The sequence below is a fragment of the uncultured Methylibium sp. genome (assembly GCF_902826655.1).
Taxonomy (GTDB): Bacteria; Pseudomonadota; Gammaproteobacteria; order Burkholderiales; family Burkholderiaceae_C; genus Methylibium.
Genome location: NZ_CADEFR010000050.1, coordinates 1 through 21,545, shown reverse-complemented (window position 1 = coordinate 21,545; position 21,545 = coordinate 1). Strand labels below are relative to the sequence as shown.

Annotated in this window: 24 protein-coding genes and 4 pseudogenes; 8 read left to right on the top strand and 20 right to left on the bottom strand. The window is 67.5% G+C overall.

The window, feature by feature from the left end; all coding sequences use genetic code 11:
• The 4 genes and pseudogenes from QZV97_RS16295 to QZV97_RS16280 form a co-directional block, all read right to left on the bottom strand.
• Positions 1 to 340, bottom strand: a pseudogene (locus QZV97_RS16295) (efflux RND transporter periplasmic adaptor subunit); the annotation flags it as partial.
• On the bottom strand, positions 337 to 1,704 hold the full coding sequence (locus QZV97_RS16290; protein ID WP_295644778.1) for a TolC family protein: 1,368 nt from the start codon (positions 1,702 to 1,704) through the stop codon (positions 337 to 339). The pseudogene QZV97_RS16295 and the gene QZV97_RS16290, both read right to left, overlap by 4 nt.
• A 140-nt stretch (positions 1,705 to 1,844) precedes the next feature.
• Entirely contained in the window at positions 1,845 to 2,252 is a 408-nt protein-coding gene (locus QZV97_RS16285) for a hypothetical protein (RefSeq protein WP_295644775.1), read from the bottom strand.
• 226 nt (positions 2,253 to 2,478) lie between these two features.
• On the bottom strand, positions 2,479 to 2,739 hold the full coding sequence (locus QZV97_RS16280) for a heavy-metal-associated domain-containing protein (RefSeq protein WP_295644774.1): 261 nt from the start codon (positions 2,737 to 2,739) through the stop codon (positions 2,479 to 2,481).
• A gap of 176 nt (positions 2,740 to 2,915) precedes the next feature.
• On the opposite strand from QZV97_RS16280, the gene QZV97_RS16275 reads away from it, so the two are divergent.
• The 3 genes from QZV97_RS16275 (at position 2,916) to QZV97_RS16265 (ending at position 6,091) form a co-directional block, all read left to right on the top strand.
• Positions 2,916 to 5,369, top strand: a complete 2,454-nt coding sequence (locus QZV97_RS16275; protein ID WP_295644784.1) for a heavy metal translocating P-type ATPase — start codon at positions 2,916 to 2,918, stop codon at positions 5,367 to 5,369.
• A 2-nt stretch (positions 5,370 to 5,371) separates the two neighbouring features.
• Positions 5,372 to 5,845 (top strand): Cu(I)-responsive transcriptional regulator, encoded by a 474-nt coding sequence (gene cueR, locus QZV97_RS16270; RefSeq protein ID WP_295644781.1) that lies wholly within the window; start codon positions 5,372 to 5,374, stop codon positions 5,843 to 5,845.
• Between the two features lie 72 nt (positions 5,846 to 5,917).
• Positions 5,918 to 6,091 carry a hypothetical protein gene (locus QZV97_RS16265; RefSeq protein ID WP_295644786.1) on the top strand — a complete coding sequence of 58 codons (174 nt, stop codon included), beginning with the start codon at positions 5,918 to 5,920 and terminating at the stop codon, positions 6,089 to 6,091.
• Here QZV97_RS16265 and QZV97_RS16260 read toward each other — a convergent pair.
• A pseudogene (locus QZV97_RS16260) lies at positions 6,037 to 6,213 on the bottom strand (plastocyanin); the annotation flags it as partial. The gene QZV97_RS16265 and the pseudogene QZV97_RS16260 sit on opposite strands and share 55 nt — an antisense overlap.
• Between QZV97_RS16260 and QZV97_RS16255 the strand changes: the two are divergent.
• Positions 6,211 to 6,507: pseudogene (locus QZV97_RS16255) on the top strand (transposase); the annotation flags it as partial. The pseudogenes QZV97_RS16260 and QZV97_RS16255 overlap by 3 nt on opposite strands.
• 158 nt (positions 6,508 to 6,665) lie before the next feature.
• A complete protein-coding gene (gene pal / locus QZV97_RS16250) occupies positions 6,666 to 7,229 on the top strand; it encodes a peptidoglycan-associated lipoprotein Pal (protein WP_295644770.1) in 564 nt (187 codons plus the stop codon).
• A 24-nt stretch (positions 7,230 to 7,253) separates the two neighbouring features.
• Here pal and QZV97_RS16245 read toward each other — a convergent pair whose 3' ends face one another.
• Entirely contained in the window at positions 7,254 to 7,790 is a 537-nt protein-coding gene (locus tag QZV97_RS16245) for a hypothetical protein (protein ID WP_295644767.1), read from the bottom strand.
• Between the two features lie 83 nt (positions 7,791 to 7,873).
• Between QZV97_RS16245 and QZV97_RS16240 the strand changes: the two genes are divergently transcribed.
• On the top strand, positions 7,874 to 9,148 hold the full coding sequence (locus tag QZV97_RS16240; RefSeq protein ID WP_295644764.1) for an Nramp family divalent metal transporter: 1,275 nt from the start codon (positions 7,874 to 7,876) through the stop codon (positions 9,146 to 9,148).
• On the opposite strand, the gene QZV97_RS16235 is transcribed toward QZV97_RS16240, so the two are convergent.
• The 9 genes from QZV97_RS16235 to QZV97_RS16195 form a co-directional block, all read right to left on the bottom strand.
• A complete protein-coding gene (locus QZV97_RS16235; protein WP_295644761.1) occupies positions 9,138 to 10,913 on the bottom strand; it encodes an ABC transporter ATP-binding protein/permease in 1,776 nt (591 codons plus the stop codon). The two genes, QZV97_RS16240 and QZV97_RS16235, sit on opposite strands and share 11 nt — an antisense overlap.
• Positions 10,914 to 10,919: 6 nt before the next feature.
• Positions 10,920 to 11,144, bottom strand: a complete 225-nt coding sequence (locus tag QZV97_RS16230; RefSeq protein ID WP_295644758.1) for a hypothetical protein — start codon at positions 11,142 to 11,144, stop codon at positions 10,920 to 10,922.
• Between the two features lie 167 nt (positions 11,145 to 11,311).
• Entirely contained in the window at positions 11,312 to 12,817 is a 1,506-nt protein-coding gene (locus QZV97_RS16225) for a DegQ family serine endoprotease (protein WP_295644755.1), read from the bottom strand.
• 81 nt (positions 12,818 to 12,898) lie between these two features.
• Positions 12,899 to 13,633 (bottom strand): HAMP domain-containing sensor histidine kinase, encoded by a 735-nt coding sequence (locus QZV97_RS16220; RefSeq protein WP_295644752.1) that lies wholly within the window; start codon positions 13,631 to 13,633, stop codon positions 12,899 to 12,901.
• The gene (locus tag QZV97_RS16215) at positions 13,630 to 14,082 is read right to left on the bottom strand and encodes a DUF302 domain-containing protein (RefSeq protein WP_295644749.1); all 453 of its coding nucleotides are present in this window, start codon (positions 14,080 to 14,082) and stop codon (positions 13,630 to 13,632) included. Before QZV97_RS16215 ends, QZV97_RS16220 begins: the two co-directional genes overlap by 4 nt.
• A 163-nt stretch (positions 14,083 to 14,245) precedes the next feature.
• Positions 14,246 to 14,941: a copper resistance protein B gene (locus QZV97_RS16210; RefSeq protein WP_295644746.1), complete on the bottom strand. Its 696-nt coding sequence runs from the start codon at positions 14,939 to 14,941 to the stop codon at positions 14,246 to 14,248.
• A gap of 11 nt (positions 14,942 to 14,952) precedes the next feature.
• Entirely contained in the window at positions 14,953 to 16,773 is a 1,821-nt protein-coding gene (locus QZV97_RS16205) for a copper resistance system multicopper oxidase (protein WP_295644743.1), read from the bottom strand.
• Between the two features lie 24 nt (positions 16,774 to 16,797).
• Complete coding sequence (locus tag QZV97_RS16200) at positions 16,798 to 17,163, bottom strand: copper-binding protein (protein ID WP_295644740.1); 366 nt, start codon at positions 17,161 to 17,163, stop codon at positions 16,798 to 16,800.
• Between the two features lie 95 nt (positions 17,164 to 17,258).
• A complete protein-coding gene (locus tag QZV97_RS16195) occupies positions 17,259 to 17,735 on the bottom strand; it encodes a cupredoxin family protein (RefSeq protein ID WP_295644737.1) in 477 nt (158 codons plus the stop codon).
• A 316-nt stretch (positions 17,736 to 18,051) separates the two neighbouring features.
• Between QZV97_RS16195 and QZV97_RS16190 the strand changes: the two genes are divergently transcribed.
• Complete coding sequence (locus QZV97_RS16190) at positions 18,052 to 18,459, top strand: CzcE family metal-binding protein (RefSeq protein WP_295644734.1); 408 nt, start codon at positions 18,052 to 18,054, stop codon at positions 18,457 to 18,459.
• Positions 18,460 to 18,818: 359 nt separating this feature from the next.
• Entirely contained in the window at positions 18,819 to 19,133 is a 315-nt protein-coding gene (locus QZV97_RS16185) for a hypothetical protein (protein ID WP_295644731.1), read from the top strand.
• A 250-nt stretch (positions 19,134 to 19,383) separates the two neighbouring features.
• On the opposite strand, the gene QZV97_RS16180 is transcribed toward QZV97_RS16185, so the two are convergent.
• The 5 genes and pseudogenes from QZV97_RS16180 to QZV97_RS16160 form a co-directional block, all read right to left on the bottom strand.
• Complete coding sequence (locus QZV97_RS16180; protein ID WP_295644728.1) at positions 19,384 to 19,587, bottom strand: hypothetical protein; 204 nt, start codon at positions 19,585 to 19,587, stop codon at positions 19,384 to 19,386.
• A 49-nt stretch (positions 19,588 to 19,636) separates the two neighbouring features.
• On the bottom strand, positions 19,637 to 19,984 hold the full coding sequence (locus tag QZV97_RS16175) for a copper-binding protein (protein WP_295644725.1): 348 nt from the start codon (positions 19,982 to 19,984) through the stop codon (positions 19,637 to 19,639).
• A gap of 10 nt (positions 19,985 to 19,994) precedes the next feature.
• Positions 19,995 to 20,441 carry a DUF411 domain-containing protein gene (locus QZV97_RS16170; protein ID WP_295644722.1) on the bottom strand — a complete coding sequence of 149 codons (447 nt, stop codon included), beginning with the start codon at positions 20,439 to 20,441 and terminating at the stop codon, positions 19,995 to 19,997.
• 17 nt (positions 20,442 to 20,458) lie between these two features.
• Entirely contained in the window at positions 20,459 to 20,992 is a 534-nt protein-coding gene (locus QZV97_RS16165; protein WP_295644719.1) for a cupredoxin family protein, read from the bottom strand.
• A 72-nt stretch (positions 20,993 to 21,064) separates the two neighbouring features.
• A pseudogene (locus QZV97_RS16160) lies at positions 21,065 to 21,545 on the bottom strand (copper oxidase); the annotation flags it as partial.

The following is a 21,545-nucleotide window of genomic DNA, read 5'->3' as shown; positions in this document are numbered from 1 at the left end:
TCATGTCCATGAAGGGCGACTTGGCCGGCTTGTCGAACTTGTTCCCCGGCACCATGGGGTCGTGGTAGTAGAGGATCTTCTTGCCGGTGGCCGGGTCCACTTCGCCGGCCTTGAGGCCCGCCTTGATGTGGCGGCGCGTTGCGTCCTCGCCTTCGGCGATGCCTTGCGGAAGGGCTTGCAGCGGGGCGGCATCCGCAGCGCTGGCACTGCCAGCGACCGGCGCAGCGGCCATGCCCATGCCGCGGTTCATGCCCATCGCGTAGAGCGCATAGCCGGCCGCGCCGAACACACTGGCCGCGACCACGCCGCCGAGGGCGATCAACAGGGGTTTGGTGTTCATCGCTGGGACTCCTTGGATGCCGAGGTGCCGTTCGCCACGCCGTTCGTCGCGCTGTTCGTTGGTACAGGTGGTTGCTCGGGCGGAATGAGGTACTGGAGCCGCGCCCACAGGCCGGCGGCGTCCATCTCCAGGCGCAGGCGCTCCATGCGCGTGTCGATCTCCATGCGGCGCGCTTCAAGCACCGCGGCGAGCGGGCTGCTGCCACCGCGGTACGCGGCCAGCGCAGCGCGCGTGCGCTCGGTCGCCAGCGGGATGAGGGCACTGTCGTACTGGGCCAGCCGCTCGCGGCCGGACCGCCACTGCAGCAGCCAGATGCGTGTCTCGGCGGCATGCTCGCGCGTGGCTTCCTCGCGCTGCGCCCGCAGCTGCTCGGCCAGCGCCAGCCGCGCGGTGACTTCGCGGTCCTGACGGTTCTTCTGGTCCCACTGCAGCGGAACCGAGACGTTGAACGACACCATGTTCGAGTACGCCGAACCGCGCTGGCTGAACATCAGCTCCACGCTCCAGTCCGGGCGCTTGGCGCTGCTCGCGATGTCCACATCGGCACGCGCCGCAGCTTCCTGGCGGGCAAGCACCGCGATCTGCGGATGATGGTCGAGCCGGGCTTCGAGGCCGGCCGCGTCGAGCGGCGCGGCGTCGAGCGACGGCGGCGCGGCCAGGTCCTGTTCAGCGGCCGCACCGACCCAGCGTGCGAGCCGCGTGCGGGCGCTGGCGAGTTGAACCTCGATCTCGCGCAGCCGGTTGTCGATCTGTGCCACGGCGGAGCGGGCCGCGAACACTTCGGCCTGCGTGCCTCGCCCACCGCGGTAGGCGGCGTCGGCGGCCTCGATCTGCAGCGCCGCTTCGGCACGCTGGTCCCGCAGCAGGTCGCGCATGCGCTGCTGGAAGTGCGTGTCCAGCCAGGCCATCGCGGTGTCGCGCCGCAGATCGGCCAGCGCAGCGGACCGGCCCGCCTCGGCCAGTTCCGCTTCGCGGTCGAAGCGCGCCGAACGCGCCTTGCGCTTGTCGTCGCGCGTCAGCTCCTGCATCACGGCGATCGAGCGCATGGTCATGAAGTCGCGCGTCAGGCTGAACCGGTCGGCCCCGTCGACAGGCAGGTTGTTGACGCCCGCCTTCAGGGTCGGATCGGGCAGTTGGCCGGCGGCGGCGGACATCTCGCGCGCCGCCGCCGCCGCGAACTCCTGGGCCGAGAGCTGGCGCGAACGGTCCTGCGCCAGGCTCAGGGCCTGCTCGAGGCTCAGCGTCGGCTGGGCCTGAGCGCCAAGGCTTGCAGCGCTGATCAGCAGTGCCAACACCGACCCGGCCACACGGAGGCGAGGCAACCACGACCAGCGCGGCGCGCGTCGTGAAGAAACAGTGAACATGGAACTCTCCAGACAACGAATCAAGGCTTCGTGCCGGGCCCGTTCGGCCTCGCGCGGGCGAGGCTCGCAGACGCGGACGGGCGCGACCGGTGCGCCGAACCGACCCGCGAAGGGTCGTCAGCGCAGCGTCGTCGGGAGGATCAGATTCGGTAGACGCAGTGCAGGATGGCGTGCGGCGGTGAAGCCGCAACCAGTGCACTCAGCGTGGTCGCCGCGGGGCGCGGCGGCGCCTTGCCGGGGAGCGCCGGCGTCGTCGTGTACAACGCCGTGAGCAGCGCCACGGGCACGGTCAGCGTGGACGCCTGGTCGCTTTGGTTGCCTTGCTTGCAGTGCTCGGCGCAGAGATTGGACGACTCCGGGTCCATCGCCCCGGCCATGTCGTCGCAACCGGGCATCTGCGCGTCCATGGTCGCGGCGGCAGACGCCGTGGCGGTGTCGGGAGCCTTGGCGGCCAGCCCCGGGCAGGCGTAGGCGGCCACCGCCAACTGCGAGAGCAGCAACATGCCGATCAGGCCGCGCGCCAGTCCTCGCAGGAAGCCGCGCGTCATCGAATGGCACTCCAACTCGAGCGCGACGACGCCGCGCTGCGCCCTTGGGCGCAGGCGGAGATCGTGGCTTGCCGAAAAGTCATTGCATGCTGCTCTGTCGCATCATTCTAGGGCGGCGGCACGAAATCGACACCTGTGCTCACGCCCTCGCCCTGCGCAGCCGCGACGCATTGCTCAATGAGCCGCGACGTCCTCAACGGGGACATCGCGAACCCTTCGCCCGCCATTACTGGCAGTGCCCGCAGCACGACCCACGCTTCTGCGGCGCCGCCGCACTGGCAGGAGCCTCGACCAGCACCGGCGTGTAGCCAGCATCCTTGATGGCTTCCGCCAGTTCCTCGGCATCGGCCGAGACCGGCTCCACCTGCACCCGGTGCGTGGCCAGATCGATCTGAATCTTGGCCTCCTTGTCGGTAGCCTTCAGCGCCTTGGTGATGGTGCTGACGCAGTGGCCGCAGGTCATGTCGTTGACTTCGAAGGCAATCATTTGTGTACTCGAGTGGGTTGTTGATGCAAACGACTGTTCACTCTCCTACTGTTGGAAGGTCAAGCATCCACTCCGGGAATCCACACTGCCAGCAGGCAGAATCGACGGTGTGTGTTGACCTTGCCATCGTTAGAACCTTGACGATGCCCAGGATCGAACCACTTCCCGAGGCATCCATGAACACCGCCGCACTGCCCGACATCAAGCTGCAGGTCACCGGAATGACCTGCGCCTCCTGCGTGATGCGCGTCGAGAAGTCGCTCAAGGCTGTTCCCGGCGTCAGGCAAGCCAGCATCAACCTGGCGACCGAACAAGCCGTCGTGAGCGCCGACCCTGCAGTGACAGGCGACACGCTGGCCGCTGCCGTGCGCAAGGCCGGCTACGACGTGGCGACGACCGACATCACGCTGCTGGTTGAAGGCATGACCTGCGCCTCGTGCGTGTCTCGCGTCGAGAACGCGCTGCGAAAGGTCCCCGGCGTATCCGGCGCCACGGTGAATCTCGCCACCGAGAAGGCGAGCATCCAGGCGCTGTCGACCGTTCCAGTCGCAGTGCTGAAAGCCACGATCGAGAAGGCCGGCTACAGCGCGAGTGACGTTCAGGACGCGAAGCCGAAGCCGGCGGCTCGCCTCCCGGCTTGGTGGCCCGTGGCCGTGAGCGGCGCGTTGACGCTGCCGCTGGTCCTGCCGATGCTGCTGCAGCTCTTCGGCATCGACTGGATGCTGGACGGCTGGCTCCAACTGGCCCTCGCAACCCCAGTGCAGTTCTGGCTCGGCTGGCGCTTCTACCGCGCGGGCTGGAAGGCCGTGCTCGCCAAGACCGGCAACATGGACCTGCTGGTGGCCTTGGGCACTTCGGCGGCCTACGGGCTCTCGGTCTACCTGCTCTTCAAACATGCGGCGCATGGCATGCCGCACCTCTACTTCGAGGCCTCCGCGGCCGTCATCACGCTGGTGCTGCTCGGCAAGTGGCTTGAGCAGCGCGCCAAGCGGCAGACGGCCGATGCCATCCGGGCGCTGAACGCGCTGCGGCCGACCACGGCCCGCGTGCGCCGTGGTGATGTCGAGCTCGACGTGCCCGTGGAGCAAGTCGTGGTCGGTGATCTGATCGTCGTGCGCCCCGGCGACCGCGTGGCCGTCGACGGCGAGATCCTCGAAGGCCGCAGCCATATCGACGAATCGCTCATCACCGGCGAAAGCCTGCCGGTGGCCAAGGGCGTTGGCGACAAGGTGACCGGCGGCGCCATCAACGCCGAAGGCGCTCTGACCGTGCGCACGACGGCCATCGGCGCCGAGACGACGCTGGCCCGAATCATCCGCATGGTCGAGTCGGCGCAGGCCGCGAAAGCGCCGATCCAGCGCATCGTCGACCGCGTCAGTGCGGTGTTCGTGCCGGTGGTGCTGGTCATCGCGCTGGCCACCTTCCTGGGATGGTTCGGCTTCACGGGTGATTGGGAGCAGGCGCTCATCAACGCCGTGGCTGTGCTGGTCATCGCCTGCCCGTGTGCGCTGGGTCTGGCCACGCCGACGGCCATCATGGCCGGCACGGGTGTCGCTGCGCGCCACGGCATCCTCATCAAGGACGCCGAAGCACTGGAAGTCGCGCACGCCGTCACCGTGGTCGCTTTCGACAAGACCGGCACGCTTACCGAAGGCAAGCCATCGCTCGCCGCCGTGGTGGCAGCAGTGGGTTCGACCCGGGATGATGTGTTGCGGCTGGCCGCTGCGCTGCAGAAGGCGAGCAGCCATCCTCTGGCCGTAGCCGTCATGGACCAGGTTCGCCATGAGCGCCTGCCTGTGCCCGAGGCGCACGAGGCCCAGGCCCTGCCGGGGCGCGGGGTGCAAGGCGTCGTGCGCGGGCAGACGCTGGCCCTGGGCAGCACGCGCCTGCTGCGCGAGCTGGGTCTCCAAGAAGGCGGCTTGCACGCCGAAGCGCAACGGCTGGAGCGGCAGGGCAGGACCGTGTCGTGGCTGGTTCGGTCCGATGCCGGTCAGCAGCGTTTGCTCGGCCTGCTGGCCTTCGGCGACACGGTCAAGCCGGCTGCGACGGAGGCGGTGTCACGTCTGCATCAACTCGGCATCCGCATCGTGATGCTGACCGGAGACAACCGCGGCGCGGCCGATGCCGTCGCGAAGGAACTGGGCATCGCCGATGTGCGCGCCGAGGTGCTGCCCGGCGACAAGGCGGCGATCGTCAAGGAACTGCGCGACGCCGGCGAGGTGGTGGCCTTTGTCGGTGATGGCCTCAACGACGGACCAGCGCTCGCCGCTGCGTCGGTGTCCTACGCGATGGCCGGCGGTGCCGACGTGGCGACCGAGACCGCCGGCATCACCCTGATGCGCGGCGACCCGCGCCTGGTGGCCGACTCGCTGGACATCTCGCGTCGCACCTACTCGAAGATCAAGCAAGGCCTGTTCTGGGCCTTCGGCTACAACGTGCTCGGCATTCCGTTGGCGGCTCTGGGTTTGCTGAACCCGGTCATCGCCGGTGCCGCGATGGCCTTCAGCAGCGTCAGCGTGGTGCTGAATGCGCTGACCTTGCGACGCTGGCGCGGCGTCGCCGACAGGCGCGCGGGGGAGCCGACGAATCAGCAGCCTCGAACTGTGGCAGCCCTGGGAGAATTGCGATGAGCATGAACATTGGCGAAGCCGCCAAAGCTTCGGGCGTGTCGGCGAAGATGATTCGCCACTACGAGAGCGTCGGCCTGTTTCCGGAAGCCGTTCGCACCGAGTCGGGCTACCGGCAGTACGCCGACAAGGAAGTCAGCACGCTGCGCTTCATCCGCCAGTCGCGCGACCTGGGCTTCTCCATCGAACAGATTCGCGAGCTGCTCGGCCTGTGGCAGGACCGCAGGCGGCCGAGCCGGCAGGTGCGTGCGCTGGCGCAGGCGCACATCGAGGAACTCGACGAGAAGTTGAAGGAATTGCAGTCGATGAAAGCGACGCTCGAGCATCTCGTGCACGGCTGCCACGGTGACGACCGGCCCGACTGTCCGATCATCGACACGCTCGCCCACGAGAGCGTCACGAAGGCGGCCCCGGCGCATCACCCGCTCGGCAGGACCGTCGGACTCCAGCCGGGTCGAGCGCGTCGCCGGGCCACCTGATCGACGGCGCCGGCTGCCACGGGCAGCTTGTATCGGTTTCGTTGACACTCCGACCTAATGAAGGAGTGATCGATGGGAATGCCTGGGCCACAGAAGATCAATCGATACGGCGTGGCCTTCAAGCTCAAGGCCGTACAGATGAGCAAGCAGCCCGGCGGAGCTGAACAACGCAGCCAGTGCGCTACGGCGCTTCATGACTTGCCAGCCTGTGCGACCGTGATCGTGCTCACCATCCCCGCCTGGTAGTGGCCGGCGATCAGGCAGGCAAACTCGAACTCGCCTGCGCGGTTGAAGGTCAAGACGATCTCGCCGATCTTGCCGGGCGGTACCTACGCCATGTACGGCTCGTCATGTTGCATGGCCGGAAAGGCGTCACGCACGACTACAAGCGCCACGGCAAGACCACGCTGTTCGCGCCGCTCAACGTGCTCAACGGTGCAGTGCTCGCCACCTGCAAGCCGCGGCACCGGCATCAGGAGTTCCTGGCCTTCCTGCGCGAGATCGACAAGGCGGTGTCCGCCGAGCTTGACGTTCATTGCATCGCCGACAACTACGCCACGTACAACCACCCCAAGATCAAGGCATGGCTGGCGGCTAGGCCGCGATGGCGCATGCACTTCATCCTCACCTACAGTTCCTGGCTGAACCAAGTCGAACGCTTCACGCAGACGACCCTATTGGCAGTCGTTGAGGCTATGGTCCGGCGGCTTAACCCAGCCTTAAGTCGCCCGCAGGTAGCCTGAGGCCGATGCCCTTCCGAACGCCGTTGCGATCCCGTCTGACCGGATCGTGGCGCGTTCATTCCCAGGAGAGACCACCGATGAACCTTCGCCACGCCCTGTTGGCCGCCACGGCGCTACCCGTATTCCTCGCCGCTTGCAGCAGCACGCCGCCTGCGGCGTCTGCTGCTGCCGCATCGGCGGCACCGACCAGCGTCCCCGCAAAGCCTTCCGCGCCGGCAACGCCGGTGGCCGCTCCAAAGCCAACCACCGCCGGTGGCGTAGCCGGCTCGGCGCTGCCGGCCTACCTCGACCCGCAAAGTCCGTTGTCGCGCGAACGCAGCGTCTACTTCAGCTACGACGACTATGCGGTGACGTCCGAGTACACGCCACTGATCGAGCGGCACGGCAAGTTCCTGGCCGAGCACCCGGCCGTGGCGATCCGCATCGAAGGCAACACCGACGAGCGGGGCAGCGCGGAGTACAACCTCGCCCTCGGCCAACGTCGGGCCGAGGCGGTGCTGCGCGCCCTCAAGCTTTTCGGGGTGAAAGACACGCAGATGGAGGCCGTCAGCTACGGGGAGGAGAAGCCCAAGGCCACCGGCCACGACGAATCGAGTTGGTCGCAGAACCGCCGCGCCGATCTTGCCTACCCGAGCAAGTAGGCGAATCGCGTGGGGCGAGGCGCGTCAGCGTCCAGTCTTTTCGTGGCGAAGACGGTCGTTTCCTGGGTCGGCCCCAGCGGGCGACTCCGACGGTCGGGCGATCGAGAGCTCTTGCGTCCGCTGGAAGGTCCGCGCCAGCAGGGCCAACGCGGCGGCGCTGACACCTGCCAAGCCGAGCGGACTGTCGTTGAACAAGCCGGCGAGTTGCTGCAGCACGTCGGGGTTGACCTGCTCCGCAAAGCGCGCAAGTTCGAAGACCTGTTCACGAGTGAACCGCGCGGCGTCTTCTATCGCCACCGTCGTACCCGGCGTCGCGGCGCGTGCAAGGAAGCTTGCGAACGCACCCGACGCCACCGCCACCAGGCCCAAAGGGCCCAGCGGGCGCGTCAAGCAGTTCAACATTCGGGCACGCAAGCCTTGATCGGCGCTGGCGTACAGGCGCGCCACCAAGCGCGGCGCGGCGGTCTGCCCCGCCGCATGAGGCGATCGCGGCTGAGGCACCGTGTGGTCGGCCGCCGCAGTCCACGCATCGCCGGTATCGTCATCGAACTCGTCGGACATACGGCTGTCTCCTGCTCTGCGACTGCGGATGGACTTCGCTGGGGCCGGACAGTTCCGTCGCGGACGTGCCGCGACGCGATCCGATGAAGCCCGTTCGCAAGCTGTCCCCGCCCTCACTGCGGCGCTCGCTGAAGCTGCTGGGGCCTGGCCTGATCACCGGTGCCGCCGACGACGACCCGAGCGGCATCGCCACCTACTCCCAGGCTGGCGCGCAATTCGGCTACGCGATGCTGTGGACCGTCGTGTTCACGCTGCCGCTGATGGCGGCGATCCAGATCGTCAGCGCGCGCATCGGCTTCGTCACGGGGCGCGGACTGGCGGCCAACGTCAAGGAACGCTTCCCTCGCTGGGTGCTGCTGTCCGTGGTGGGCCTGCTGCTCGCGGCGAACACGCTGAACATCGCGGCCGACATCGCGGCCATGGCCGAGGCCCTGCGCCTGCTGGTCGGCGGCTCGGCGCATGTCTATGCCGTGGGCTTCGGCCTGCTGTGTCTCGTGCTGCAGGTCTTCCTGCCCTATGAGACCTACGTGCGATGGCTGAAGTGGCTCACGCTCGCACTGCTGGCCTACGTGGCGGTGGTGTTCTCGCTGCGCATCGACTGGCCCAAGGTGCTGCTCGCCGTGGTCTGGCCGCGGCTCGACCACGCACACGAGGTGCTGCTCACGGTGGTGGCGGTCTTCGGCACGACGATCAGCCCTTATCTGTTCTTCTGGCAGGCCGCCCAGGAGATGGAGGGGGTGCGCGTCGAAGAACCATCGCGGCGCGAGGCGGCCGAGGTGCGTGGCCACCTGCGCCGCATCAAGATCGACACCATCGCGGGCATGACCTTCTCCAACCTGATCGCCTTCTTCATCATCCTGAGCACAGCCGTCACGCTGCACAGCGCGGGCCTGCGCGACATACAGACTTCGGCTCAGGCCGCCGAGGCCCTGCGGCCGATCGCCGGTGACTTCACGTTCCTGCTGTTCAGCCTGGGCATCATCGGCACGGGCCTGTTGGCCGTACCGGTCCTCGCGGGTTCCGCGGCCTATGCGGTGGCCGAGGCGGCGGGCTGGCGAGGCAGCCTCGCGCTGCGCCTGGATCAGGGTGAAGGCCGCGGCTTCTACGGCGTGATCGCGGTGGCCACCGTCGGCGGCGTGGTCCTCTGCTTCACGCCCACCGACCCGGTCAAGGAGTTGTTCTGGTCTGCAGTCGTCAACGGCGTGATTGCGGTGCCGATCATGGCGGTGATGATGATGCTCGCCGGCCGCCGCGACACGATGGGTGAACACGTCATCGGACGCCGTCTGCGCTGGCTAGGATGGACCGCCACGGGCGCCATGGCCGCCACTGTCGCGGCGATGCTGATCACGCTGTAGCGGCTGCGGGCAAAGCCGCGAGACGCGGCGCCCGAACGTCACCATCGCGCAGCGACCACTCGCGATCATGCAGCGGCTTGAGGCTGCTGCGATGTCCGACGCTCAGCACGGTCGTCGCCGGGCAGTGCTCCCGAACGGCAAGGTACAGCTCGCGTTCGCCGGCTTCGTCGAGCGCCGAACTCGACTCGTCGAACAGCACCCAGCCCGGGCGATGCAGCAGCACGCGCGCGAAGTGCACACGCTGCTGCTCGCCCGGGGACAGCAACGACGCCCATCGCGCTGCCTCACCGAGGCGATGGCCATACCTCGTCAGCCCTGCCCTCTGCACCGCGGCAGCGATGTCCGCCGGTTCGAACTCGGAGGGCGCGCGCGGATACGCCAGCGCCTCGAGCAAGCTGCCGTCCGGCAGGTAGGGCCGTTGCGGCACGAACATGATGCTGGTGTTGGCCGGCAATGCGATGTGACCCGCGCCGCCCAGCGCCAGGCCCGCGATGGCGCGCACCAGCGTGCTCTTGCCCGCGCCGGACGGCCCGGTGATCAACACGCGCTCGCCGCGATCGATGCGCGCCGGCGGTACTTGCGTGACGACGGCACCCTCCGCGTTCGCCAGTACCAGCGGCCCCCAGCGAAGCTCGGCATCGAGCGCCTGGACGCGCACCGGGCCCGGCGCAGCGACGCGCACATCGACGGCGTCGCATGCCGCCACGAAGGCCGCCAGCCGGCGGACGGTCGCGCGCCACTCCGCGAGCCTCGGGTAGGCGTCGATGAACCAGCTCAGCGCACCCTGCACCTGGCCGAAGGCCTGCGCCGTCTGCATCAGTCCGCCCAGCTGGATGGCGCCGCTGAAGTAGCGCGGCGCCGCCGCCAGGATCGGGAACACGTTGGCGATCTGCCCGTAACCGGCCGAGAACCAGGTCAGGCGCTTGGTCGTGCGGATCAGCGCGGTCCAGTTGGCACGCACGGCGCCGAATCGGTCGCGCAGCCGCCCCCCCTCGCGGTCCTCACCTCGCGCCAGCGCGATCGCTTCGGCGTGCTCGCGCACTTGCACCAGCGCGTAGCGGAAGTCGGCCTCGACGCGCTGTTGCTCGCCGTTCAGGGCCACCAGGGGCCGGCCCAGCCGGTGGGCCAGCCAACTACCCAGCAGCGAGTAGCCGATCGCCACCCACAGCATGTAGCCGTACATCACCATGCCATCCGAGAACGGCAGCGGCAGGTCGCCGGACAGGCGCCACAGGATGCCGGCGAACGACAGCAGCGTGACGCTGGCGTTCAACACCCCGAGCCCGAGGTCGAGCGTGGAGGACACGAAGCCGCGCGCGTCTTCGGCGATGCGCTGGTCCGGGTTGTCGATGCGGTGCAGGCCGCCTGCGCCAAGCCGGTAGGCCGCGCCAGGACGCAGCCAGCCTTGCTGCAACCATTCGGTGAGCCAGGTGCGCCAGCGCATGAACAGCAGCTGTTGCAGGTACTGGCGATAGACGGCCACGACGATGAACACACCGGCCAGCAGGCCGAACACCCCCAGCTGGTGCCAGAACGCGCCGAGGTCGTGGTTCTGCAGCGTGTTGTAGAAGGCGTTGTTCCAGTCGCTGAAGCGCACGTTCAGCCATACCGCGAAAAGCGTCAACGCGATCACCCCGGTCAGCTGCAACCAGGCCCGCCACTGCCCTGCCGCGCGCCAGAACGGTGCCGCCAGCGCCCATGCGTCGGCCAGCGCCGAACGCAAACCCGGTGCGCGCGAAGTAGCAGCAGCGGAGATCGTGTTCATGCAGTGTCAATCCACCGCGAACGCCAGGACCATGGCCACCAGCGCGAGGATCCCCAGGCCGGCAAGGAAGATTGCCTCGGCGCGCGCCTCGAAGCGCCGGCCTTTTCGACCCGAGCGCATCGAGACGAGCGACAGCGTGGCGCTCACCAGAAACACCAGCGCGTCGACGGCGAGCAGTTTGTCCACCATCACGCGGCTGGTACCTGCCGGCCCGAGCAGGCTGATGTACAAGGCCGTCAAGCACACGCCGATCATCGTGGCCGATGTCGGCAGGATGTGGGCCGACAGCCCGCTGGACGGTGGATCGCTCCGCCCGCCCGCGGGCGCTAGAGAAGTCGGGCCGCCCCCGGCCCGACCCGCAAGCGGCGACGCCGAGTCGGGCCCGTGCATCCCCACGCTCAGCCGATGCGCACGGGCACGAAGATCTTGTTGCCGTCGCGCTGGATCAGCAACGCCACCGACTTGCCCGACTTCGCCATCACCTCGCGCACCTGCTCGATGCTCTGCACCGGCTTGCCGTCGATGCCCATCAGCAGGTCGCCCGGTTGCACGCCGGCCAGTGCTGCCGGCCCGGCGGCGTTCTCGACCACCAGGCCGCCGTCCACACCAGCGTCGCGCTTCTCCTGAGGCTGCAACTGGCGCAGCGCAAGGCCCAGCTTGCCCTTGCCCAGTTCAGAGTCAGCCTTGGCCACCTGCGCTTTCTTGTCGCTCGCGTCGCCGAGCCTGGCGCTGAGTTCCTCGCGCTTGCCCTGGCGCCACACCTCGAGCGTGACCTTCTCTCCCGGCGTCGACTGACCGATCAGCGCCGGCAGGTCACCCGAGGCGATGATCGGCTGGCCGTTGACCTTGCGGATCACGTCGCCGGTCTTCAAACCCGCCTTGTCTGCGGGGCCGCCAGCGTCGACGTTCGAGACCAGCGCGCCTTCGGGCTTGTCGAGCTTGAAGGAATCCGCCAGGGTCTGGTTCACCTCTTGCACCGCCACGCCCAGCCGCGCATGGCTGGCCTTGCCGGTGGCGACGATCTGGTCCTTGATGCGGCTCGCCAGCTCGATCGGGATCGCGAACGACAGGCCCTGGTAGCCGCCGGTGCGGCTGAAGATCTGCGAGTTGATGCCGACGACCTCGCCGCGCGCGTTGAACAGCGGGCCGCCGGAGTTGCCCGGATTCACCGCCACGTCGGTCTGGATGAACGGCACGAAGCTGTCCTCGGGCAGCGAACGGCCCTTGGCGCTGACGACGCCGGCGGTGACGCTGTTCTCGAAGCCGAACGGCGAGCCGATGGCCAGCACCCATTCACCAACCTTGAGCTCGCGCGCGTTGCCCAGCGGCACGGTGGGCAGGTTCTTCGCGTCGATCTTGAGCACGGCGACGTCAGTCTTCGGGTCACTGCCCAGCACCTTGGCCTGGAACTCGCGGCGGTCGGTGAGCTTGACCGTCACGTCCTTGGCGTCGCGCACGACGTGGGCGTTGGTCAGGATCGTGCCGTCGGCGCTGACGATGAAGCCCGAGCCCTGGCCGCGCACCGGCATCTCGCGCTGGCCAGGCCCTGCACCGAAACCGTTCGGACCCTGGAACCGCTTGAAGAACTCGAAGAACGGGTCACTCGGATCCATGCCCGGCAAGCCGCGCTGCTGCGTGGCGGCCGCTTCGTCGCCTTCGTCGGCCGATGCCTTGCGCGTGCCGCTGACGCTGATGTTGACGACGGCCGGACCGTAGCGCTCGGCGATCTGGGCGAAATCCGGCGCCGCCGCGGTGCTGGCGGCCGCAGGGGCCGTCAGCGCGATCGGCGCTGCAGCATGGGCGCGTGAGCCGGCCACGAAGCTGGCCCCGGCGCCGCCGAGCAGGCCAGCTGCCACGAGAGCGAGCACGAGTCGGGTGGGGGTCATCGAACGGGTGGTGGTCATGGATGCTCCTGGAGCAAAGAAGTTGGACACGCATCCAATGTCGGGGCGGACACTTAGCCGGTTCTTAATCGGCCCGCGATTTCAGGCGGCGCGTTGCAGCGGTTCGATCCGCAGCGAGGGCACGGCCACCGTGACCGTCGTTCCGTCGTCGAGCAGGCTGTCGATCTCGACCGAGGCACCGAGTTGCCGAGCCAACCGCGCCACGATGCCCAGGCCCGATCGGTCGTACTCGCCCGCGATCGCTTGCTCGCCGGAGAGCACCCGGCCGATGACCTGCCGAACCGGCGCCTCGATGCCGACGCCGTCGTCCACCACGGTGAAGCGCGCGCCCGCCAGCGGTCGAGCCGGATCGAGCGGTGCGGCACGCAGGACCACGAGCGAGGCCTCCGAGTGCTTGATCGCGTTGACGAGCAGATTACTCAGCAGGCGATGCAGCGCCCGCCCATCGACAGCCAAGCGCTGCATGCCGGGCTCGACGCGAAACTTGAGCCGCATGCCGTACTCGGCGGCGTAGGGCGCGTACAGATCGACGAGGGCCGGGACGAAGCGTGGCGCATCGACCGGTGGGGTCGTGGGACGCGGCGTGGTGCTGCCCGGTTTGGCGGGCATCTCCATGTTCGCCATCAGGTGGCGCAGTTGCTCGGACTGTTCTTCCACCATCGGCCGGTACCGGACCACGGACTCGTCGCGCGACTGCAGCAGGATCATGCTCACCAACCCGAGGATCGCATTGAGGTGGTTGCGGATGTCATGAAGCGATTCGCGCAACTCGCGGCGATCCTCCACGTCGCGGTCACCGTGGTTCGCCGCGTTCATGGCTGCACCCCCTTGAGCACGCGCTGCAAACCGGCCTCGAAACTGCGAGCAAGACGCGCCACCGACGCCGCATGCGAGAACTCCGCCATCAGCACCACCGGCCGGGGTGTCGTGACCGTGACGACGCCACCGTGGTCGTGCATCGCGATGCGACACGGCAGCACATGGGCCAGGCCGGGATCGAGCGCAAGCAGGTGGGCCGCGAGGTGCGGATCGCACACCTCGTAGACACGGCAGCGCATGCCTAGTGCGAACCCCTTGGCCCCGAGCATGCGGTCGAACTCGTGCACATGAAGAACCGTCAACCCATTCGCGGCCAAGCTGCCTTGCAGGCGCGCGGCGACCGCATCGAACGGGGCATCGCTCAGGACGGCGAGCGTGGACTCGCCGCGTATGAAGGACTCGGCCCTGAGCAGGTCGAAAGAAGCAGGACTGGGTGGCGTTGTCACAGGGTTCTCCGGCGCGACGGGGCCGTCACGTCATCTCCCAATGGTCGTTGTCCACCTTTAGGCAAGACTTAAGGACGCCATGCCGTCAGGGACGAAGGCCCGAGTCCTTCGACCCGACCCACGCGGCTTCGCGGAAAGGCTTCGGCCTCTGATCCAAGCCAGCTCAGAAGAGTACCCGCAGCCCCGCGCGCCACTGCGTCGCGGCGGTCTCCCCGCCCGGCTGCGCGCGCGGATAGAACGTGCGCGACAGGCTCAGATATGGCGCGACGCGCCGGTTGAACTCGTAACGCGCCTGCACGCCGAGATCGGCCTGGTAGGCGCCGCGACGAACCGTCGTGTCGATGTCGGAAGCCGACCACTCAAGACCCACCGAAGGCGTGACGACGAAGCGATTGGTGAGCAGAAAGTCGTTCTCGAAGCGCGTTCGAGCGAAGACCTTGCCGTCGTCGCGCACGAACAGCTTCAGGTCGACATCGAAGGCATAGGGCGCGAGCCCGCGCACGCCGAGCGCCAAGTAATCGCGCCCGTCGGGCCGTTCGTCGCGCCGCAGCCCGATCTGCGCGTCCCAGAACGGCGCGATGTATCGTCCATAGAGCAACTGCAGTTCGGCCGCCTCGGTGCGCCCGCCACGCCGCTCGGCATCGAGCTGGTACCACAGGCGGTTGAAGTCACCGCCGACCCAGCCGTCGATGGCCAGCGACTGGGCCGAGCCGGATTGTCCGCGTACCTTGCCGGCGCCGGCTTCGACCCGCGTATAGGAGTAGATTGACTCGTCCTCCATCGCTTGCGCCCCCAGGGCGATGGCGGCCAGCAGTGCGCCGCCCGCGCGGCGCAACGCCGCACTCATGTTCTTCTGCATCGGCGTGATCCTCAAGCCACCTTGACCAGGCGCATCATCCCGGTGGCGGCGTGGTAGAAGAGGTGACAGTGGAAGGCCCACATGCCTTCGTCCTCGTAGGTGGCGTCGAGCTCGACGGTCTGCGCCGGTGGCACGATGATGGTGTGCTTGCGCGGCGCGTAGATGCCGTTGCCGTTGACCAACTCCATGAATACGCCGTGCAGATGCATCGGGTGTTCCATCATGGTCTCGTTGACGAACTTGATGCGCACGCGCTGGCCCAGTCCCATCTCGAACGGCGCGGCCTGAGACATCTTCTGGCCATTCATGGTCCAGAAGTAGCGCGCCATGTCGCCGGTCAGCCGCACCAGCAACTCCTTCTCGGGCGCGCGGTCGTCGGCATTGCGGGTTGCAGCGCGCAGGTGCGCGTACTTCAGCCGGCGCAGGCCGTCGGCGCCGGGCTCGACCTTCGGTGCCGCGGCGCCCATGCCGGGCATGTCGGCCGTACCACCCATGCCGGGCATGCCGGCGTGCGGATCGGCGGGCTTGGCCGGCGCGGGCATCGCCATGCCGGCATGCGGATCGGTCGGCTTCGCTGGCATGCCCGTCATGCCCGACATGCCGGCGTCCGGGGTAGCAGTCTTGGCTGGCGCTGGCATCGCCATGCCGGCGTGGCCCGCACCCGCCGGCGCCTGGCCCATGTCCATGCCCGCCATGCCGCCGCCACCCATGTCCATGCCGGCCATGCCCATGTCGGCCATGGTGCGCACGGGCTTGGGCCCCAACTCGGGCACCGGCGCGCTCATGCCGACTTCGGGAGCGAGCGTGCCGCGCGCGTAGCCGATGCGCGCGATGGTCGGCACGAAGATGGTGTACGCCTTGGCTTCACTGGGCTGCACGATCACGTCGTAGGTCTCGCCGTTGCCAATGCGGAACTCGTCGACCTCCACCGGGTTGACGTTTTGACCGTCGGCCTGCACCACCGTCATCGGCAAGCCCGGAATGCGCACGTCGTACAGGTTCATCGGCGAGGCGTTGATGAACCGCAGCCGTACGCGCTCGCCCGGCTTGAACAGCCCGGTCCAGTTCTCGCCGGGTCGTTTGCCCTGCAGCAGGAACGACCATTCGTCGCCGCCGTCGCTGTAGTCGGTGGGGTCCATGCGCATCTTGGCCCACTCCATGCGCTCGGCCCACAGCGCATCGCGCGCCTTGGCGTCGGGTGCACTGCGCAGCTGGGCGAAGAACTGCGGCGTGGTCACCCGGCGGTAGTTGTAGTAGCCGTCCACCTTCTTGAGGTTGGCCAGCACCTGTGATGGTGGCGTGTCGATCCAGTCGGAGATGACGACGACGTAGTCGCGGTCGTACTGGAAGGGGTCGGGCTTGGCGGGCTCGACGATGAGCGGCGCGAAGTACCCCGCAGCTTCCTGCAGCGCGGCGTGGCTGTGATACCAATAGGTTCCGGACTGCCGCAGCTTGAAGCGGTAGGTGAAGGTCTCGCCGGGGCGGATGCCGGGGTAGGTGACACCGGGCACACCGTCCTGGTCGTTGGGCACGAGCAGGCCGTGCCAGTGGATGCCGGTGATCTCGCGCAGCTTGTTGGTGACGCGGATCACCACCTCGTCGCCTTCGCGAAAACGCAGCAGCGGGCCCGGCATCGTGCCGTTGATGGTGATACCCATCGCGGGCTTGCCGGTGATGTTGAGCGCCGTGTCGGCCACGGTCAGGTCGTAGGCCCGCGACACCGGGGTGTCGCGCAGTTCGACCGCCCGGACCTGCGCCCACGCGCGTGGCAGGACAGCCAACGCACCCAGGCCGGCCAGGGTTTGCAGGGTTCGGCGCTTGGGTGTGTCCATCGGGTCGTGCCTCATCCTGCCCGTTTACTTGGCGGCTTCGATCGCGGTGACGACGATCGCGCCGTCGGCCTTCTCGGCGGTGAATTTCACCTTGTCTCCCGCCTTGACCTTGTCCAGCAGCGCCGCGTCCTTGACCTGGAAGACCATGGTCATGCCGGGCATGTCCAGGTTCTTGATGTCGCCGTGCTTCAGGGTGATCTTCTTGGTTTCCTTGTCGATCTTGCGCACTTCGCCTTCGGTCATCGAGGAGGGCATGGCGTCCATCTTCGTGCCAGGCATGTTCATGCCGCCCATCTTGCTGTGATCCATCGCCTGGGCGTACGCGCTGATCGCGAATGGCGCCGAAGCGGCGAACGCAAGGGTGACGAGGAGAGGTTTGAAGTTCTTCATTTCGATAGCTCCGTGTGGATATGAGGCAGATTGTGCGGTGGGCACCGGGCACCGACAAGTGCCGGACGCCACCGCCATGCCGTGACGATCGTCACTCAATGCTTGTGGCTGCCGTGACCGTCGGTCTTGGGGGCGCCGGGCTTCTGCGCCACCTTGACGAGCCCCTTCATTCCGGCGTCGTAGTGCCCGGGCTGCAAGCAGGCGAAGTCCACCTTGCCGACCTTTGTGAAGCGCCACACAACCTCGCCGGTCTTGCCGGGCGCCACGCTGACCATGTTGTCGTCGGCGTGTTCCATGCCAGGCATCTTCACCATCATCGCGTAGTGCTCCTTCAGCGCCTCGGGCGTGCCCAGCACCAGTTCGTGCTTGACCGCGCCGGAGTTCTTCACGACGAAGCGCACGGTCTCACCTTGCTGCACCGAGATCTCGGCCGGCGTGAAGCGCATGTTGTCGGTCATGTCGACCTCGACGGTGCGGGTCGCCTGCGTGGCCTTACCGGGCTCGCCGACGGGGCTGCCCCCGTGGCCTCCAGCCGCGACCGCGACCGACGTTGCCAGAACCAGCGCCGACATAGCGGCCGCACTGCGAAAAATCCTGATCATCGAATCACCTCTTGTCTATGTGAACTGCCACGTGCCGAGCGGGAACCCGAACCCGGCAGGCCCGCAGCAGCACTTGAAATGCTGACGAGCGCCATGAATCTAGTCAGACGCCTTCCACAGATCTCTGTCCGAATCGTTACAGATCGGTCATCTTTGCCCATTGGAGCTGCCCCGGCATCGGGCTCCCGGCGGCCACGGCTCGCCGCGTCAATGGCTCAAGCTTCATTGCAGATTCGTCATGCCGCTGTTCATCGATTGACCCAGGCCGACTTCTAGATTTGGTCTCATGACGCAACCGATGCGTCAACGGTACCGCCCAAGCGCTGCCGGTCATCCTGATGATCTGGAGGTTTCCATGAATACGACTTCGACCCTTCGCGCCGCCCTGCTCGCCGCCCTCGCCGCCGCAGCCTTCTCCGCCAACGCCGACACGTTCATGAACGGCGAGTCCTTCTACGGCACGCCGACGGCGGCAACCGCCTACGCGCGCCAGGTGGCCGTGGGATCCCGTGCCACGATGAACGTCGACTACGACAGCGTCGTCACCTTTACGAACGAGGGACGCAGCTTCACCTGGCGATTCAACGGCCTGGAACACCGCCCGGTCGACATCACCAAGATCGCCCCGGCAGGCTTCCCGACCAAGCCGTTGACGATCTACGTGGCGCCGAACCCGTGGAATCGCGGCGGCTGACAAAGCCCGACACATAGCCCCCGGCGTGCGGATCGACGGCCATCCTTGCATGTCGGGTAGCAGGCTCTTCCCGTCCTTACGTGTTGCCGATTCGGCCCTAGTGCTTGGCGACGAGGAGAACTGATGTGGACACTCGGCGAATGCTTACGGTCGGTGGTGGGGCGGCTGCCCTGCTGGCGCTGGCGGGATGTACCTCGCTCGGGCCAACTCCGGTGCGAAAGGATGGGAGTTACTGTTATCCGTCGGGTCGCAGGACACGCAGCAGACAGACGTGCACGCCGGGCGCGGTCCCATCGGCGGCCGCTGAAGCAGAAGCCCGGCAGCTCCTTGCTGACCCAGGGGCTCTGACGGTGTACGTCTTGCGTTTGTCGCTGGGCGACACGCACCGGGTGATCGAAGTGATGGCTGATGATCGAGCCGTGGCGGCTACCGTGCCCGCCTCTCTAGTTCGGCTCAAGTTGGGTCCGGGGTTCCATACGCTGTCCGCCGCATGGAATGACCAGGTATCCAACGCGATCGTCGACGGATCGACCGGCGGCCTGCGCGCCATGGAGTTGATTGGAACGACCGGCATCTGGGGGCATCGGATTCTCTGGCAGGCTCGGTCCGTCGAGACGCTTCGCGAGCGTCTCACCATGGCGAGATTGGTCGCCGACGTCGATCTCCGGCGCTGATTCATGCAGTTGGAGATCGGGAAGCATCCCGATCTTCACTGGACTGGGTCTCCGCTGTTGCGCGGGCTCTGTCTCGATGGGTTGCTGCGCCGACCGCGCATCAGCCGGTACACCGCCAGCACCACGAACATCGACAGCAGCGGCGCCGTCACCATGCCGCCAACGATCGACGCGGCGAAGCGCGCGGTTCAAGCCCATGGCGAAAGCTTGGCCCACATCGGACGCACCGACATCGAGCGCCGCACCGGCCTCACGGCGCTCGCCCGGCGCGCGGGATGCGCAGCCGGTTCTTCCTGCCCGGCTTCGGGCTGCCGTGCCGCGGGCGACGGCGATCGCGCCACACGAGGTAGGCCACGAAGCCGATCAGCAGTGCCGCGCCCACGCCGCCGCCGACCAGCAGCGTTGTCAGCGTCTCGTGCGATTGGCCGGCGACAGCATGGAGTTCGTGGGCCACGACGCCTCCACTCAGCCGCGCCCGAGGTTGGCCTGGATGTGACGACCGGTCACTTCACCGCCTCGAGCTCGGTCACGGTGAACTTGCCCGCCTCGCTGGCCGCCTTGAACTTCACCTTGTCGCCGGCCTGAACCTTGTCGAGCATCGCCTTGTCCTTGACCTGGAAGACCATCGTCATGCCGGGCATGTTCAGGTTCTTGATCTCGGCATGCTTGATCGTCAGCTTGCCGTTCTCCTTGTCGACCTTGCGGATCTCGCCGTCGGTCATGTCGGTGGCCGCGCCAGCCGCTTGCGCGACATGCGTGCCGTGGTCGTTCGCGGCCAGAGCCGGCAGCGAAGCCACCGACACGGTGGCGAAGGCGATGGCGGCGATCAGGGTGTGCAGTTGGGTCTTCATGAAAACTCCTTCATCGATAGGATTGGTAAGGGGTGACGCGGCCGTCCTTGCGGACGAGCAGCACGTCGTAGGGGTCCTGGTGACCGCCGTACTCGGGGCCGTCCATGCCCGGCGAGCCGCGCGGCATCGCCGGCACCGCCAGCCCGACGGCGTCGGGGCGTTCCTTCAGCAGCCGCTTGATCTCGCGGGCCGGCACATGCCCCTCGATCGCGTAGGCGCCCACCTGGGCGGTGTGGCAGGAACCGTAGGCCACTGGCATGCCCAGGCGCGCCCGTGCATCGGTGTTGCCGATGTCGTGCGTGCGAACCTCGAAGCCATGGGCCTCGAGATGCCGCACCCAGTCCTTGCAGCAGCCGCAGGTCGGGCTCTTCCACACCGTCACCAGCGGCCCGCGGCCCTGCGCCGCGGCCACCGGGGACAGCAGTTGCAGGAAGGCCGCCGAGGTGGCGGCGAGCATCAGGCGGCGCCGCCGTTTCATCGCGTCGCCACCACGATCGTGCCCACCATGCCGGCTTGGTAGTGACCGGCGATCAGGCACGCAAACTCGAACTCGCCGGCACGGTTGAAGGTCCAGACGATCTCGCCGGTCTTGCCGGGCGGTACGTGCGCCATGTACGGCTCGTCGTGTTCCATGGTCGGAAACTTCACCATCATCTCGGCGTGCTTGCCGTTCTCGGCCTTCGTGCCGATGACGAACTCGTGCATCACCTTGCCGGTATTGCGCGCAACAAACTTCACTGTCTCGCCTTGCCGCACCTCGATCCTGTCGGGCGTGAATCGCATGGTGTCGGCCATACCGACCTCGATGCTGCGTTTGGCGTTCTTGGCCTCGCCGGCGATGCCCCAGTCTTTCTGCTCCTTGCGCACAGGCCCCGCCTTGGCATGCGGCTTGTCGGTGTGGGCCAGCGCGGGTGCGGCCAGCCAGGGCATCGTCACGGCGCCAGCCGTTGCCGCCAAGTGCGTGACGGCGGTACGGCGGGGAATCGGTCTTGGGGTGGGCTCCTTCATGGGGGATCTCCTTGGGGGTGTGACGATCAACAGGGGTGCTGGAGGTGCGCGCGGTGCGGGTCCCGCGGCGCTTCAATGGCCCGAGTGGCCGCCGGCAGGCTTGCGCACCTTGACCTCAACGTCCTGGGCGGGTTTGGCCATCGGTTGCATGGAGCCGGGCCCGGGGCTGGCGTCGGCCTTGAAGCGCGCCGGGTCGGGCACTGCGCCCGTGAATTCGTAGGCGACCGTGCCCGGCGGATGTTTGTACCAACCAGGGTCGCTGTAGTCGCCGCGCTTCTGGTCCTTGCGCACCTTGACGACGCTGAACATGCCACCCATGCCAACCGAGCCGAAAGGCCCGGTGCCGGTCATCATGGCCGCCGTGTTGTCGGGTAGCGGCATTTCCATCTCGGTCATGTCCTTCATGCCGCGTTCGGCCATCACCATGTAGTCGGGGATCAGCTGCGTGATCTGCTTGGCAACCCCGCGGTGATCCACACCGATCATGGTCGGCACGTTGTGGCCCATCGCGTTCATCGTGTGGTGGCTCTTGTGGCAATGGAAGGCCCAGTCG

What these genes read in the sequence shown, in the direction of transcription:
- QZV97_RS16290 (WP_295644778.1), bottom strand. Translation starts at nt 1,704, where the DNA reads ATGTTCACTGTTTCTTCACGACGCGCGCCGCGCTGGTCGTGGTTGCCT.
- QZV97_RS16285 (WP_295644775.1), bottom strand. Translation starts at nt 2,252, where the DNA reads ATGACGCGCGGCTTCCTGCGAGGACTGGCGCGCGGCCTGATCGGCATG.
- QZV97_RS16280 (WP_295644774.1), bottom strand. Translation starts at nt 2,739, where the DNA reads ATGATTGCCTTCGAAGTCAACGACATGACCTGCGGCCACTGCGTCAGC.
- QZV97_RS16275 (WP_295644784.1), top strand. Translation starts at nt 2,916, where the DNA reads ATGAACACCGCCGCACTGCCCGACATCAAGCTGCAGGTCACCGGAATG.
- cueR (WP_295644781.1), top strand. Translation starts at nt 5,372, where the DNA reads ATGAACATTGGCGAAGCCGCCAAAGCTTCGGGCGTGTCGGCGAAGATG.
- QZV97_RS16265 (WP_295644786.1), top strand. Translation starts at nt 5,918, where the DNA reads ATGGGAATGCCTGGGCCACAGAAGATCAATCGATACGGCGTGGCCTTC.
- pal (WP_295644770.1), top strand. Translation starts at nt 6,666, where the DNA reads ATGAACCTTCGCCACGCCCTGTTGGCCGCCACGGCGCTACCCGTATTC.
- QZV97_RS16245 (WP_295644767.1), bottom strand. Translation starts at nt 7,790, where the DNA reads ATGTCCGACGAGTTCGATGACGATACCGGCGATGCGTGGACTGCGGCG.
- QZV97_RS16240 (WP_295644764.1), top strand. Translation starts at nt 7,874, where the DNA reads ATGAAGCCCGTTCGCAAGCTGTCCCCGCCCTCACTGCGGCGCTCGCTG.
- QZV97_RS16235 (WP_295644761.1), bottom strand. Translation starts at nt 10,913, where the DNA reads ATGAACACGATCTCCGCTGCTGCTACTTCGCGCGCACCGGGTTTGCGT.
- QZV97_RS16225 (WP_295644755.1), bottom strand. Translation starts at nt 12,817, where the DNA reads ATGACCACCACCCGTTCGATGACCCCCACCCGACTCGTGCTCGCTCTC.
- QZV97_RS16220 (WP_295644752.1), bottom strand. Translation starts at nt 13,633, where the DNA reads ATGAACGCGGCGAACCACGGTGACCGCGACGTGGAGGATCGCCGCGAG.
- QZV97_RS16210 (WP_295644746.1), bottom strand. Translation starts at nt 14,941, where the DNA reads ATGCAGAAGAACATGAGTGCGGCGTTGCGCCGCGCGGGCGGCGCACTG.
- QZV97_RS16205 (WP_295644743.1), bottom strand. Translation starts at nt 16,773, where the DNA reads ATGGACACACCCAAGCGCCGAACCCTGCAAACCCTGGCCGGCCTGGGT.
- QZV97_RS16200 (WP_295644740.1), bottom strand. Translation starts at nt 17,163, where the DNA reads ATGAAGAACTTCAAACCTCTCCTCGTCACCCTTGCGTTCGCCGCTTCG.
- QZV97_RS16195 (WP_295644737.1), bottom strand. Translation starts at nt 17,735, where the DNA reads ATGTCGGCGCTGGTTCTGGCAACGTCGGTCGCGGTCGCGGCTGGAGGC.
- QZV97_RS16190 (WP_295644734.1), top strand. Translation starts at nt 18,052, where the DNA reads ATGACGCAACCGATGCGTCAACGGTACCGCCCAAGCGCTGCCGGTCAT.
- QZV97_RS16175 (WP_295644725.1), bottom strand. Translation starts at nt 19,984, where the DNA reads ATGAAGACCCAACTGCACACCCTGATCGCCGCCATCGCCTTCGCCACC.
- QZV97_RS16170 (WP_295644722.1), bottom strand. Translation starts at nt 20,441, where the DNA reads ATGCTCGCCGCCACCTCGGCGGCCTTCCTGCAACTGCTGTCCCCGGTG.
- QZV97_RS16165 (WP_295644719.1), bottom strand. Translation starts at nt 20,992, where the DNA reads ATGAAGGAGCCCACCCCAAGACCGATTCCCCGCCGTACCGCCGTCACG.